The organism is Streptomyces sp. NPDC054956 (assembly GCF_053609185.1).
In genome coordinates, this window is the sequence record NZ_JBSGXB010000198.1 from 1 (window position 1) to 14,323 (window position 14,323).

General features: G+C 73.2%; 11 protein-coding genes. 8 read left to right on the plus strand and 3 right to left on the minus strand.

The genetic code is table 11. The annotated features are described in order from the left end of the window. Positions 1 to 189: 189 nt before the first annotated feature. On the minus strand, positions 190 to 3,348 hold the full coding sequence (ileS, locus tag ACWGDE_RS26115) for an isoleucine--tRNA ligase (protein WP_453391465.1): 3,159 nt from the start codon (positions 3,346 to 3,348) through the stop codon (positions 190 to 192). Positions 3,349 to 3,975: 627 nt separating this feature from the next. On the opposite strand from ileS, the gene ACWGDE_RS26120 reads away from it, so the two are divergent. From ACWGDE_RS26120 to ACWGDE_RS26145, 6 genes are all read left to right on the plus strand, one after another. Then, a complete protein-coding gene (locus ACWGDE_RS26120) occupies positions 3,976 to 4,737 on the plus strand; it encodes a TraR/DksA family transcriptional regulator (RefSeq protein ID WP_453391466.1) in 762 nt (253 codons plus the stop codon). Between the two features lie 244 nt (positions 4,738 to 4,981). Further along, the gene (gene lspA / locus ACWGDE_RS26125; RefSeq protein ID WP_453391467.1) at positions 4,982 to 5,545 is read left to right on the plus strand and encodes a signal peptidase II; all 564 of its coding nucleotides are present in this window, start codon (positions 4,982 to 4,984) and stop codon (positions 5,543 to 5,545) included. 87 nt (positions 5,546 to 5,632) lie between these two features. Continuing rightward, the gene (locus ACWGDE_RS26130; RefSeq protein WP_453391468.1) at positions 5,633 to 6,574 is read left to right on the plus strand and encodes an RluA family pseudouridine synthase; all 942 of its coding nucleotides are present in this window, start codon (positions 5,633 to 5,635) and stop codon (positions 6,572 to 6,574) included. A gap of 53 nt (positions 6,575 to 6,627) precedes the next feature. Further along, positions 6,628 to 7,050 carry a GNAT family N-acetyltransferase gene (locus ACWGDE_RS26135; RefSeq protein WP_453391475.1) on the plus strand — a complete coding sequence of 141 codons (423 nt, stop codon included), beginning with the start codon at positions 6,628 to 6,630 and terminating at the stop codon, positions 7,048 to 7,050. A gap of 69 nt (positions 7,051 to 7,119) precedes the next feature. Next, entirely contained in the window at positions 7,120 to 8,712 is a 1,593-nt protein-coding gene (locus ACWGDE_RS26140) for a Na+/H+ antiporter (RefSeq protein WP_453391469.1), read from the plus strand. 148 nt (positions 8,713 to 8,860) lie between these two features. Next, a complete protein-coding gene (locus tag ACWGDE_RS26145) occupies positions 8,861 to 9,559 on the plus strand; it encodes a DUF4328 domain-containing protein (RefSeq protein ID WP_453391470.1) in 699 nt (232 codons plus the stop codon). A gap of 39 nt (positions 9,560 to 9,598) precedes the next feature. Here the strand turns inward: ACWGDE_RS26145 and ACWGDE_RS26150 are convergent, their stop codons facing one another. Continuing rightward, positions 9,599 to 10,642, minus strand: a complete 1,044-nt coding sequence (locus ACWGDE_RS26150; protein ID WP_453391471.1) for an SDR family NAD(P)-dependent oxidoreductase — start codon at positions 10,640 to 10,642, stop codon at positions 9,599 to 9,601. Continuing rightward, the gene (locus tag ACWGDE_RS26155; protein WP_453391472.1) at positions 10,639 to 11,841 is read right to left on the minus strand and encodes a UDP-N-acetylglucosamine--N-acetylmuramyl-(pentapeptide) pyrophosphoryl-undecaprenol N-acetylglucosamine transferase; all 1,203 of its coding nucleotides are present in this window, start codon (positions 11,839 to 11,841) and stop codon (positions 10,639 to 10,641) included. Before ACWGDE_RS26155 ends, ACWGDE_RS26150 begins: the two co-directional genes overlap by 4 nt. Positions 11,842 to 11,913: 72 nt before the next feature. On the opposite strand from ACWGDE_RS26155, the gene ACWGDE_RS26160 reads away from it, so the two are divergent. After that, positions 11,914 to 12,600, plus strand: a complete 687-nt coding sequence (locus ACWGDE_RS26160; RefSeq protein WP_453391473.1) for a response regulator transcription factor — start codon at positions 11,914 to 11,916, stop codon at positions 12,598 to 12,600. Continuing rightward, positions 12,597 to 14,063, plus strand: a complete 1,467-nt coding sequence (locus ACWGDE_RS26165) for a sensor histidine kinase (protein WP_453391474.1) — start codon at positions 12,597 to 12,599, stop codon at positions 14,061 to 14,063. The genes ACWGDE_RS26160 and ACWGDE_RS26165 overlap by 4 nt, the downstream gene beginning before the upstream one ends. Positions 14,064 to 14,323: the final 260 nt, after the last annotated feature.

Below are 14,323 nucleotides of genomic sequence, written 5' to 3' on the forward strand. Positions count from 1 at the left end.
GCCCGGCCCCCTGGGGCTCCGCCCCGGACCCCGCTCCTCAAACGCCGGAGGGGCTGGATTCTGGCTGGCGTCAGCCCGCACGTGTGGGGGCCGGGGCGCAGCCCCGGGAAACGGTGAGAGGGCGGGGTGGGGAAACGCGAAGCGGCCCGCACCCCCGGCAAGGGGACGCGGGCCGCTCCAGCCCGGGGGCTACGCCTTGCGGAGGCGGAACGTCAGGGAGAGGGGCTCGTCCGCGAACGGGTCGCCGTACGTGGTGTCCGCTTCGCCGGACGCGTAGTCCGTCGCGAGGACCTCGTCCGCGATGAGGGTCGCGTGGTCCGTCAGGGCCGTCACGACCTCCGGGTCCGACGAGGACCAGCGCAGCGCGATGCGGTCCGCGACGTCCAGGCCGGAGTTCTTGCGGGCCTCCTGGATCAGGCGGATCGCGTCACGGGCCAGGCCGGCGAGGCGCAGCTCCGGGGTGATCTCCAGGTCGAGCGCGACCGTCGCGCCGGAGTCGGACGCCACCGACCAGCCCTCGCGCGGGGTCTCCGTGATGATGACCTCCTCCGGGGTGAGGGTGACCGGCGAACCGTTCACCTCGACCTCGGCGGAGCCACCGCGCAGGGCCAGCGACAGCGCCGCCGCGTCCGCCGCGGCCACGGCCTTGGCCACGTCCTGCACGCCCTTGCCGAAGCGCTTGCCCAGCGCCCGGAAGTTCGCCTTGGCCGTGGTGTCGACCAGGGAGCCGCCCACCTCGGAGAGCGAGGCCAGCGAGGAGACGTTCAGCTCCTCCGTGATCTGCGAGTGCAGCTCGGGGGAGAGGGACTCGAAGCCCGATACGGCGACCAGCGCGCGGGACAGCGGCTGGCGGGTCTTGACGCCCGATTCGGCCCGCGTGGCGCGGCCCAGCTCCACGAGGCGGCGTACCAGCAGCATCTGCTGGGACAGGACCGGGTCCACCATCGCCGTGTCCGCCTCCGGCCACGTGGACAGGTGCACGGACTCCGGGGCGTCCGGGGTGACCGGGACGATCATGTCCTGCCAGACCCGCTCCGTGATGAAGGGGGTCAGCGGGGCCATGAGGCGGGTGACCGTCTCGACCACGTCGTGCAGGGTGCGCAGCGCGGCCGCGTCGCCCTGCCAGAAGCGGCGGCGCGAGCGGCGGACGTACCAGTTGGAGAGGTCGTCCACGAAGGAGGACAGGAGCTTGCCGGCGCGCTGGGTGTCGTACGCCTCCATCGCCTCCGTGACCTCGGTGGTGAGGGTGTGGAGTTCCGAGAGGAGCCAGCGGTCCAGGACCGTGCGCTCCGCCGGGGCCGGGTCGGAGGCGGAGGGCGCCCAGTTCGACGTGCGGGCGTACAGGGCCTGGAAGGCGACCGTGTTCCAGTACGTCAGGAGGGTCTTGCGGACGACCTCCTGGATCGTGCCGTGGCCCACGCGCCGCGCCGCCCACGGGGAGCCGCCGGCCGCCATGAACCAGCGGACCGCGTCGGCGCCGTGCTGGTCCATCAGCGGGATCGGCTGCAGGATGTTGCCCAGGTGCTTGGACATCTTGCGGCCGTCCTCGGCGAGGATGTGGCCGAGGCAGACCACGTTCTCGTACGAGGACTTGTCGAAGACGAGGGTGCCGACCGCCATCAGCGTGTAGAACCACCCGCGCGTCTGGTCGATGGCCTCCGAGATGAACTGCGCCGGGTAGCGCTTCTCGAAGATCTCCTTGTTCTTGTACGGGTAGCCCCACTGCGCGAACGGCATCGAACCCGAGTCGTACCAGGCGTCGATGACCTCCGGCACGCGGACGGCTTCCAGGGAGCAGCCCTCGTGCGTGCAGGTGAAGGTGACGTCGTCGATGTACGGGCGGTGCGGGTCCAGGGCGGACTGGTCCTGCCCGGACAGCTCGGTCAGCTCCGCGCGGGAGCCGATGCACGTGAGGTGGTTCTCCTCGCAGCGCCAGATCGGCAGCGGGGTGCCCCAGTAGCGGTTGCGGGAGAGCGCCCAGTCGATGTTGTTGTTCAGCCAGTCGCCGAAGCGGCCCTGCTTGACGGAGTCCGGGAACCAGTTGGTCTTCTCGTTCTCCCGCAGCATCGCGTCCTTGACGGCGGTGGTGCGGACGTACCAGGAGGGCTGCGCGTAGTAGAGCAGCGCGGTGTGGCAGCGCCAGCAGTGCGGGTAGCTGTGCTCGTAGGCGATGTGCTTGAAGAGCAGGCCGCGCGCGTCGAGGTCGGCGGTCAGCTTCTCGTCGGCCTTCTTGAAGAAGACGCCGCCGACGAGCGGGACCTCCTCCTCGAAGGTGCCGTCGGGGCGGACCGGGTTCACGACCGGCAGGCCGTACGCGCGGCAGACCGCGAGGTCGTCGGCGCCGAAGGCGGGGGACTGGTGGACCAGACCCGTGCCGTCCTCGGTCGTGACGTACTCGGCGTTCACGACGTAGTGGGCCTCGGCCGGGAACTCCACGAGCTCGAAGGGGCGCTGGTACGTCCAGCGCTCCATCTCCTTGCCCGTGAAGGTCTGGCCGGTGGCCTCCCAGCCCTCGCCGAGGGACTTCTCCAGCAGCGGCTGGGCCACGACCAGCTTCTCTGAGTCTTCGCCGCCGGTACGGCGCGCGACCACGTACGTGACCTCGGGGTGCGCGGCCACGGCGGTGTTGGAGACCAGGGTCCAGGGGGTCGTCGTCCAGACCAGGAGGGCCGCCTCGCCGGCCAGGGGGCCGCTCGTCAGCGGGAAGCGGACGTAGACCGAGGGGTCCACGACCGTCTCGTAGCCCTGCGCCAGCTCGTGGTCGGACAGGCCGGTGCCGCACCGCGGGCACCAGGGGGCGACGCGGTGGTCCTGGGTGAGCAGGCCCTTGTTGAAGATCTCCTTCAGGGACCACCAGACCGATTCCACGTACTCGGGGTCCATGGTGCGGTACGCGTCGTCCAGGTCGACCCAGTAGCCCATGCGGGTCGTGAGCTCGGTGAACGCGTCGGTGTGGCGGGTCACGGACTCGCGGCACTTGGCGTTGAACTCGGCGATGCCGTACGCCTCGATGTCCTTCTTGCCGTTGAAGCCCAGTTCCTTCTCGACGGCGAGCTCGACGGGCAGGCCGTGGCAGTCCCAGCCGGCCTTGCGGGCCACGTGGTAGCCGCGCATGGTGCGGAAGCGGGGGAAGACGTCCTTGAAGACGCGGGCCTCGATGTGGTGCGCGCCGGGCATGCCGTTGGCGGTGGGCGGGCCCTCGTAGAAGACCCACTCGGGGCGTCCCTCGGACTGCTCCAGGGTCTTGGCGAAGGTCTTGCTCTCGCGCCAGAAGTCGAGGACCGCGTGCTCGAGGGCAGGCAGGTCGACCTGGGCGGGTACCGGGCGGTATTGCGGCGGTGTGGTCATGAGGCTGAACTCTTCCTCCGGCGGGATGTCACTTCCGTCCGGAGGGACGAGAGCCTTCGTGCGCTCCCGCGGTACCACCCTCCTTGGCCTCCGGACGTGTGGTCCGAGGGCCCCCTCATTGGGGTGCGAAGCCGGTTCTACGGTCCGCGGGGGCCCGTGCGGGCTTCCTGCGGCTTTCTTCCGGCGGCTCCGGGGTGATCCTTCGCATCGCGCTCGCCCCCGGGCTCTCACCGTCCCCGGGTCGCTCCTGGCTGCGTCCGACGCTACTCGTCCCCATCCATGCCTTTCGCTGGGCCCAAGTGTACGGGCCGGGGCGCCGCGCGGCAGACCGGTTTACGGGGTGTGGCGCGGGGGTGCGGGAGGGGGGCGGGGCGGGGGCGGTCCGAGGGGTCGCCGAGGGGATCGCGGCGCGGGTCGCGGACGGGGCGGGGAATGACCCGAATGGACCGATGCGCCGCTCGCGGGTGCGCCGGGGCGGGAGGGGCGGATTACCGGGCCCCCTGCTGGGCACAACGGATGCAGGTTGACCTCGATGGAAGCGTGCCCCGTTGCCGCGGGGCCGGAGTCGATTTATCGTTCCGGCACGATTCGCGAGCAATGATCACAGTATGTGAAGGGGCCGCGGCCATGGTGGCGAAGAAGACCGCCGGGAGTACACCCGAGAAGGCTGCGGAGAAGGCTGCCGTGACGAAGAAGGCCGCCGTGAAGAAGACGGCCGCGGCCGACGGGGCGGCCGGAGCGCCGCCGACGCCGGCCAAGAAGGCGGCAGCCGGGAAGGCGCCCGCCAAGAAGGCCGCCGCCGTCAAGAAGACGGCCGCGAAGAAGGCCACGGCCAAGACGGCCGCGGCCGAGGGGGCGGCGCAGGCCGCGCGAGAGACGGGAGCCCGCAAAGTGGTCGCCAAGAAGAGCACCGGCACGGCCAGGAAGACGGCCGCGACAGCGACGAGCGGGCTGCCCAAGGCGCGGGGCGCGGGCGTGGGCGTGAGCACGCCGGGCGAGCTCGCCGTACGGCCCGGGGAGGACCCCTGGACCCAGGAGGAGGTCGACGAGGCCCGCAGCGAGCTGCTGAGCGAGGTGCTGCGGCTGCGCGCCGAGCTCGACGCTTCCGAGGTGGCCATCTCGGGCCTGATGCGGGACTCGGGCGACGGCGCGGGCGACGACCAGGCCGACACGGGCACCAAGAACATCACCCGGGAGTCCGAACTGGCCCTCGCGGCGAACGCCACCTCGATGCTGGAGCAGACGGAGCGGGCCCTGGAGCGCCTGGAGGCGGGCACCTACGGGATCTGCGAGAACTGCGGCCAGCCCATCGGCAAGGCCAGGATGCAGGCCTTCCCGCGGGCCACGCTGTGCGTGGACTGCAAGCAGAAGCAGGAACGGCGGCACTAGGCCGTCTCCTAAGAGACGGCCCAGGCGGGCCGGGGCGGCCCCGGGCGGGCTCCGGTGGCCCGGCGGAACGGTTCGGTCCCGGCGGGCCCGGGCGGCACCGCGCAGGGCCCTGGTGCCGACTCCGGGCGGCGGCCGGCGGGTGCCCTGACGTACCCTCGTGTCTCGTCAGGGTCCGGGAACCTGGCGGGACGGTCGGCGCAGGGCCGTCCGGACATCCTGGTTCGAGCTAGTTCGAGGGACTCACGTGACAGAGGCGGAGCGCATCATCGGTACGCCGGAGGCCGGGGAAGACGACACCCAGCCGGAGTCCGCGGCGCCCAGGGGGCGGCGACGGATCGTGGCGCTGCTCGTCGTGGCCGTGCTCGCCTACCTGCTGGACCTCGGCAGCAAGATGGTCGTCGTCGCGAAGCTGGAGCACCAGCCGCCGATCCAGATCATCGGCGATCTGCTGAGGTTCGAGGCGATCCGCAATCCCGGTGCCGCCTTCGGCTTCGGCGAGGCCTTCACGATCATCTTCACCTGCATCGCCGCCACCGTCATCGTGGTGATCGTGCGCCTGGCGCGGAAGCTCTACAGCCTGCCGTGGGCCATCGCGCTGGGTCTGCTGCTGGGCGGTGCGCTGGGCAATCTGACCGACCGGATCTTCCGCTCGCCCGGCGTCTTCCGGGGCGCGGTCGTCGACTTCATCGCACCGGCCCACTTCGCCGTCTTCAACCTCGCCGACTCGGCGATCGTGTGCGGCGGGATCCTGATCGTCCTGCTGTCGTTCAAGGGCCTGGACCCGGACGGCACCGTCCACAAGGACTGAGCGGGAGGGGCACGGGGAGGGGCCGCGGGACCGGTCACGGGAAAGATCGCGGGACCGGGCGTCTGTCCGGTCCTGCATACTCGACAGGTGAGTACGATTCCCGAGATCCGCACCCTGCCCGTTCCCGATGGCCTCGAGGGCGAGCGCGTCGACGCCGCCATCGCCCGTATGTTCGGTTTCTCCCGGACGAAGGCGGCCGAACTCGCGGCCGCGGGGAAGGTGTCGGTCGACGGCAGTGTCGTCGGGAAGTCCGAACGCGTACACGGTGGCGCCTGGCTCGAAGTCGAGATGCCCGAGCCGCCGCGGAAGGTCGAGGTCGTCGCCGAGCCCGTCCCCGGCATGGAGATCGTCCATGACGACGACGACATCGTCGTCATCATGAAGCCGGTCGGCGTCGCCGCGCACCCCAGCCCCGGCTGGACCGGGACCACCGTGATCGGCGGCCTCGCCGCCGCCGGCTACCGGATCTCCACCTCCGGCGCCTCCGAGCGCCAGGGCATCGTGCACCGCCTCGACGTCGGCACCTCCGGCCTGATGGCCGTCGCCAAGTCGGAGCGCGCGTACACCTCCCTGAAGAACCAGTTCCGCGAGCGGATCGTGGACAAGCGCTACCACGCGCTGGTGCAGGGCCACCCCGACCCGATGAGCGGCACGATCGACGCGCCGATCGGGCGGCACCCCAGCGCCGACTACAAGTGGGCCGTGACCCAGGAGGGCAAGCCCTCCGTCACCCACTACGACCTGATCGAGGCGTTCCGCGCCGCCTCGCTGCTCGACATCAAGCTCGAGACCGGCCGCACGCACCAGATCCGCGTGCACATGGCCGCGCACCGGCACCCGTGCGTGGGCGACCTGACGTACGGCGCCGACCCGACCGTGGCCAAGCGGCTGGGGCTGACCCGGCAGTGGCTGCACGCCGTGCGGCTCGGCTTCGAGCACCCCTCGGACGGCCAGTGGGTGGAGTTCGAGAGCACCTACCCCGCCGACCTGCAGCACGCGCTGGACGTGATCCGGAAGGAAAGCGAGTGACGGACGGCCCCGGCTCTGCCGTCTCGGTGCGGGTGGCCGTCACCGAGGACGACATGAAGGCCTGCTTCGCCGTGCGGACCGAGGTGTTCGTGGTCGAGCAGTCCGTGCCGGAGTCGATCGAGTACGACGCGTACGACGCGATCGCGGTCCACGTCCTGGCCGAGGGGCCGGACGGGGTCGCGCTCGGGACCGGCCGGCTGCTGCACGGCCCCGAGGCCCTGGGCAAGACCGGATCCCCGGAGGTCGGCTCGCTGGGCCGGCTGGCCGTCACCAAGTCCGCGCGCGGACTGGGCGTCGGGGTCGCGCTGGTACGGGCGATCGAGGCGGAGGCGGGGCGGCTGGGGCTCTCCGCGGTCGACTTGGGCGCGCAGACGCATGCGCTGGGCTTCTACGAGCGGCTCGGGTACGTGGCCTACGGGCCGGAGTTCGAGGACGCGGGGATTCCGCACCGGTCGATGCGGCGCGCCCTGCCGTAGCCCCAGGACACGGCGCGGCACACGCGCTGGACAGCGTTGTCGCGTGGGGCGGGCTGACAGGCTGGGGGCGTGGATCAGCTTGCTCTGCTGTTCGTGTTGTTGCTCGGGGCCGTGGTCACCGTGCCGCTCGGGGATCGGCTGGGGTTGCCCGCGCCGGTGTTGATGACGCTCGGCGGGGTGGGGCTCGCGCTGGTGCCCGTCGTGCCGAACGTCGACATTCCGCCCGAGTACATCCTGCCGCTCGTGCTGCCCCCGCTGCTCTACGCCTCCGTGCAGCGGACCTCCTGGCGCCAGTTCGCCGCCAACGTGCGGCCCATCCTGCTGCTGGCCGTCGCGCTCGTGTTCGTGACCACCGCCGCCGTCGCCGCGGTCGCCCACGCCGTCGTGCCCGGGCTGCCGATCGCCGCCGCCGTCGCGCTGGGAGCGCTGGTCGCGCCGCCCGACCCCGTCGCCGCCACCGCCGTGGCCGGATCGCTCGGGCTGCCGCGCCGCATGGTGTCGATCCTGGAGGGCGAGGGGCTCTTCAACGACGTCACCGCCATCGTGCTCTACCACGTGGCCATCGCCGCCGCCGTGAGCGGGAGCTTCTCGTGGCCCGCGGCGCTCGGGGAGTTCGTGCTCTCCGCCGTCGTCGCCGTGGCCGTCGGGCTGGCGCTGGGCTGGGCCGCCAACCGGCTCATGGGGCGGCTCGGTGACGCCGCGCTCCAGATCGGGCTGACGCTGCTCGTGCCGTTCGTGGCCTACGTACTGGCCGAGGAGCTCCGGGGCTCCGGGGTGCTGGCCGTGCTGACCACCGCGCTCTTCCTCGCCGAGTACGCGACCGACGCCGACGACGTGCTGGGCCGGCTGGCCGGGCACACCTTCTGGGAGGTCGTCGACATGCTGGTCACGGGAGTGGCGTTCGGGCTGATCGGGCTGGAGCTGCACAACGTGTTCGGCGTCGCCCGCGGCCGGGAGTGGGAGATGGCCGGGTGGGCGGCGGCCGTGGTCGCGGTGGTGGTCGGCGTACGGCTGGTGTGGCTGCTGCCGGCCGGCTGGCTCGCCAAACGGCTGCACACGCGCCGCGACTACGACGAGGAGATCCCGCTGAGCTGGCGGGAGTCCGTGGTGATGTGGTGGGCCGGGATGCGGGGCGTGGCCTCGGTGGCGCTCGCCCTGGCCATTCCGTTCCGGACGGACTCCGGGGAGGCCTTCCCGGCCCGGGACCAGATCGTCTTCATCGCCTTCGCCGTGATCATGGTGACCCTGGTGCTCCAGGGGCTGACCCTGCCGTGGCTGGTCCGCAGGCTCGGCGTGGAGGCCGACTCGGACGCCGAGGCGGAGATCGCCCGGGCCCTCGCGATCCGCGCCGCCAAGGCCGCCAAGCGGCGGCTGAAGGAGATCGAGGAGGTGGAGGACCTCCCCGAGGACCTGGTGGAGATGCTCCACCGGCGGGCGTACGACGTGGGGGCGAGGATCAGCCCCGACATGGTCGACGAGGAGCGGCGCGAGGCGTACGCGAAGCGGGTGGAGCGGATCCGCGACGTGCAGCGCATCCAGCGGGAGATGATGTCCGCCGCCCGCCACGAGGTCCTGTCCGCGCGGAGCGAGCCGGGCGCCGATCCGGAGATCGTCGACCGGGTGCTGCGGCACTTGGACGTCCGCAGTCTGCGGAGCTCGTAGCGGGCGGCGCGGCCCGGGTTCGCGTGTTCGCCTCCGCAACTCAATGCCGTAGACGGCGGGCAGGGGCATGGCATATCTTCGGGCGGTTCGGGCCACCCATCCGGTGGCCCGTTTCCTTGTCATGCGTTCCCGTGGGGGGTACTTCGTCATGTCCCAGTTGTCCGCGACGCCATTGCCGCAGCCCGTCGGAGAGCTCCGCTCCCCGCAGAGCCTGGGGACGGGTCTGACCGTGGCGTTGTCCTTCGCAGCCGGCCTCGCCCTCTTCTCGGCCGGGGTCGACTTCTACGCCAGGGGGCTGATGGCGGACCTGGTCGCCGACCCCGCGAGCGTCGAGCAGGACAGCCTCGAGCTGGTCGACTCCCTCCAGTCCGTGGTCGCCTCGGGGGCGAAGCTCCTCGGCCTGGGCCTGATCGTGGTCTCCATCATGTGGTTCCATCTGGTCCGCCGAAACGGCCAGGTGTTCCGCCCCGACGGCTTCAGTCAGTCCGCCGGCTGGGCCATCGGCGGCTGGTTCGTCCCGATCGCGAACTTCGTGCTCCCGTACCGGGTGGCGCTGGAGACCTGGGAGGCCAGCGCCCAGAACAGGTCCGACGGTTCCTACCGCCGGATCTCGAGTGCCCCGGTGACCGCCTGGTGGGTGGTGTTCGTCATCAGCAGGGTGCTCGGGCTCTTCGTCGCCTACCGGCACTCGGCCGAGACGGCCGAGGAGTTCCTCGACGCCTTCGCCCTCAGCACGGTGGCGGATCTGACCAGCTTCGCGGCCGCCGTGCTCGCCGTCCTCTTCGTGCGCAAGCTGACCGCCTTGCAGGAGATCAAGGCCACCCAGGGACCGAACGCCGCCGCCTGACCGCGACGGCCGGGCGACGGCCGGGCGCCGGTCACCGCGTCACACCTGGTAGCGGTCCGGGGCGAAGAGGTGGAGGTGGGAGGCGACCCAATCCGAGGTGCGGGTCAGGCCCTCGCGGAGGGAGACCTCCGGCTTCCAGCCGGCCCAGTCCCGGGCGCGCGCGTTGTCCGACAGCAGGCGCTGGACCTCGCTGCCCGAGGGACGCAGCCGGGTCGGGTCCACGACGACCTCCGCGTCCCGGCCCGACGCGGTGATCAGGGACCGGGCCAGGTCGCCGATGGATATCTCCTCGCCGGTGCCGAGGTTGACCACCTCGCCCAGCGCCCGGTCGCAGTCCGCGACCGCGAGGAAGCCCGCCGCCGTGTCCGTGACGTACGTGAAGTCCCGGGTGGGGGTCAGGGAGCCCAGGCGGACCTCCCGGGCGCCCGAGTGGAGCTGGGCGAGGATGGTGGGGATGACCGCGCGGGCCGACTGGCGGGGCCCGTAGGTGTTGAACGGCCGCACCACCGTCACCGGCAGCTCGAACGCGTGGTGGAACGACAGCGCCATCATGTCCGCGCCGATCTTCGAAGCGGAGTACGGGGACTGCGGCTGGAGCGGGTGGCTCTCGGAGATCGGGACGGTGAGGGCCGTGCCGTAGACCTCGCTGGTCGAGGTGTGGACCAGGCGCCGCACGCCGTGGCGGCGGCAGGCCTCCGCCATGTTCTCGGTGCCGGTGACGTTGGTCTGGACGTACGCGCCGGGCGAGGCGTAGCTGTACGGGATGCCGATCAGCGCCGCCAGGTGGAAGACCGTGTCGCAGCCGGCCACGGCGTCGCTCACCCGGCCGGCGTCGCGGATGTCGCCCGCCCACATCTCGACGGGGCCGCCCGGATCGGCCAGGTACCGGGCCAGGTGGCCCTTCTCCGCGTACGGCTTGTAGTGCACGAAGGCACGGACCTTCGCGCCCCGCTCCACCAGCAGGTCGACGAGGGTGGAGCCGATGAACCCCTCGGCGCCCGTGACGAGCACCGTGCGGCCCGTCCAGTCGCGGGCGGCACCGGGGCCGGTCGTGGGCAGGGGCGTGGACGTCGGCGTGGTCATACGAGCTCCAGGGGAGAGGGGGAGAGGGAGGGGAAGCCGGCGACGCGCAGCACCTGCGCCGCCAGGAGTTCGGCGGCCCGCGCGTGCGGGCCGGGGTCGGCCGCGCCGGCCATCGCGGCGAGCCGCGCCGGGTCGGCCAGCAGCGGGGCGAGCAGCTCCGCGAGACGGTCGGCCGTGGCGTCCTCGTCCGGCAGCAGCAGCCCGGCACCCGCGTCCGACAGCACCCGGGCGTTGTGGGTCTGGTGGTCGCCCGGAGCGTGCGGGTACGGGACCAGCACGGCCGGGACGCCGGTCGCGGCGAGCTCCGCCACCGTCGCCGAACCCGCCCGGCACACCACCAGGTCGGCGGCCGCGTAGACCAGGTCCATCCGGTCCAGATAGGGCACGGCCCGCGCGATCCGCCGGCCGCCCGAGGCCGACAGCCGTGCCGTCGTGTCCGCCAGAGCGGCCGGCCCCGTCTTGATCAGCAGCTGTACGTCGGACCGCGCCTGCCAGGCCGCCGCCAGCGCGGCCGCGGCCCCGGTGAGGCGCAGGGCGCCCAGGCTGCCGCCGTTGAACACCACCAGCCGCCGCCCGTCGGGCACCGCGAGCTCCCGCCGGGCCTCGGCGCGCAGCACCGCCCGGTCGCGGGCGGGCAGGACCGAAAGCGAGGCCAGCGCCGCCGAGATCGGCATACCGGTGGTCAGCGCCCGCGCCCCGCCCGCCAGATGCGGCCGGCTGCGGTCGAAGGCCACCGCCATGTGCGGGGTGAGCCGCGCCGCGAACCGGTTGGCGCGGCCCGGCACCGCGTTGGACTCGTGGATCACCGCGGGCAGCCCGGCCATCCGGGCCCCGAGCACGGCGGGCGCGCTCGGGTAGCCGCCCATGCCGACGGCCACGTGCGCGCCCTGTGCCCGGATCACGGCCCGCGCCTGTCCCGCGGAGCGCAGCAGCGCCGCCGGGAGCAGGTAGCGGGCCGCGCCCAGCGCCGGATCGAAGGGGATCATGTCCACGGTGTGCAGCCGGTAGCCGGCGGCCGGGATCAGCTCGGTCTCCAGGCCGCGTTCGGTCCCGATGAACGAGACCGCGGCGCCGGGGACCGCGGCGCGCAGCGCCTCGGCCAGGGCCAGCCCGGGGTAGATGTGGCCGCCGGTGCCGCCCGCGCCGATCACGACGGAAAGCGGCCGGCGCGAGGAGGAGGGTGTGGGTGAGGAGGTCATGGACGCACACTCCCGGTGCGTCCTAAGAAGGTTCTAAGAGGTTGTGCCGCACGGTTTGGCAGGCTTTGCGGCATGCAGCGGATTCTGGTGGTGGACGACGAGCCCGAGGTGCGGGCCGCCGTCGAGGACGGCCTCGCCGTCGAGGGGTACGAGGTGCGCGGCGCGGCCGACGGGCTGGCCGCGCTGTCCGAGGTGGCGCTCTGGGAGCCCGACGCGGTGGTCCTCGACGTGATGATGCCGGTGCTGGACGGGCTCGGCGTCTGCCGGCAGCTCCGCGCGGCGGGCGACCGCACGCCCGTACTCGTGCTCACGGCCCTCGACGCGGTCAGCGACCGGGTCGACGGGCTGGAGGCCGGGGCCGACGACTACCTGGTCAAACCGTTCGCGCTCGACGAGCTGGTGGCGCGGGTACGGGCGCTCCTGCGCCGGGCCGCCCCCGACGACCCGGCCGGAGCCGCGGCCGAACTCTCCTACGGGGACCTGGTGCTCGACCCGGAGACCCGCACCGGGCGGCGCGGCGGGCGGCCGCTGGAGTTCAGCCGCACCGAGGCGGCCCTCCTCGAGCTGCTCCTGCGCCACCCCGGACAGGTGCTGCCGCGCGAGCTCGTCCTGGAACTGGTGTGGGGGCGGGACTTCGGCCCGGACTCCAACTCGCTGGCCGTGTACGTCGGCTACCTGCGGCGGAAGCTGGAGGCCGGCGGCGAGCCCCGGCTGGTGCACACCGTGCACGGGGTCGGGTACCGGCTGGAGGCCGCGTGAGCGGCGGGGGTGGTGCGGGCGGTACGGGGCGGCGGAGGCTCGGAGCGCGGTGGCGGCGCAGGCGGCCGCTGCGGACCCGGCTCGCCCTGGCCGTCACCGCGGCCGTCGCGCTGGTCGCCGTCGGCGTGTGCGCCGCGGCCTTCTTCGTGGTGCGCGACGCGCTGTACCGGCAGCTCGACCTCAGCCTCACCCAGTCGGCCCGCCTCGCCGCCCAGCGCAACCCCGACTCCGGGCCGTCCACCCTGAGCGGCGAGTGCCGGTTCCTGGCGGCGCCCGCCTGCGCCGAGGTGGTGCCGGCCGATCCGGCGCGCGATCCCGCGGCCCCGTACCTGCTGCCGGTGGCCCCCGCCGCGCGGGCCGTCGCGGCGGGCACGCGGGCCCCGTACTACACGGACATCGTGCACGCCGGACATCCGGCGCGGATGCTGACCACCGACTACACCAAGGGGCGGGCGCTCCAAGTGGCGCTGCGGGCGGACACGGTGGAGGACGGCATCAAGGAGGCGGCCGGGTGGCTGGCGCTGACCGGGGCCGCGGGAGTGGCGCTGGCCGCGCTGCTCGGCTACTGGGTGGCGCGGACCGGGCTGGCACCGGTCACCCGGCTCACCGCCACCGCCGAGCGGATCGCGGCGACGCGCGATCCGCGGCACCGGATCGAGCTGCCCCCGCCGGTGCCGGGGCGGGGGAGGGGGCCGGAGGACGAGATCACCCGGCTGGCCGGGAGCTTCAACACCATGCTCGGGGAACTGGAGCAGTCCGTGACCGCCCAGCGCAGGCTCGTCGCGGACGCCTCGCACGAGCTGCGGACCCCGCTGACGGCGCTGCGGACCAACGCGGAACTCCTGGCGCGGGGGGAACGGCTCACGGCCGGGCAGCGCGAACGGGCCTCGCTGGCGCTCGGACGGCAGCTGCGGGAGGTGACCGGGCTGGTCAACGACCTGATCGAGCTGGCGCGGGACGAGGAGCCGCGGCTGCTGGTCGAACAGGTGCGGTTGGCTCCGCTGGTGGAGTACTGCGTGGGGGCCGCGCGGGGGCACTGGCCGGGGGTGGGGTTCCGCGTGCGGGTCCCGCCGGGGGAGGCGTCTGCGTCTGTGTCTGCGCCGTCGGCGGGGGACGTGGTCGTGGCGGGGGTGCCGGCGCGGCTCAGCCGGCTGCTGGGGAACCTGCTGGACAACGCGGCGAAGTTCAGCCCGGCCGGGGCGGAGGTGGAGGTGGACCTGGCCGTCGTGGGCGGGCGCGCGGAGGTGACCGTACGGGACCACGGGCCGGGGATCGCGGAGGCGGACCTGCCGTTCGTCTTCGACCGGTTCTACCGGGCGGGGGCGGCGCGGGCCCTGCCGGGGTCGGGGCTGGGGCTGGCGATGGCGCGGCAGATCGCGCGGGCGCACGAGGCGGAGCTCACCGCCGAAGCCGCTCCCGGTGGGGGTGCGCTGTTCCGACTGACGTTCGCAGCGGTGACCTGAGCGCTGGGCTGGCCCTGCGGGGGCTGTCCCCTACCCGCCCTTCGCCCGTTCCCCGGGCTGCGCCCGGACCCCCTGGGGCTCCGCCCCGGACCCCGCGCCTCAAACGCCGGCGGGGCTGGATTTTCAGCCCTGCGGCGTGCGGGTGCGGGCCGACGTCGGTCAAATTCAGCCCCTCCGGCGTTTGAGGAGCGGGGGTCCGGGGGCTGGCCCCCGTGCGGCGGCGCCGCACCTGGTAACCGTCACCCCGGCCAGGGGCACGC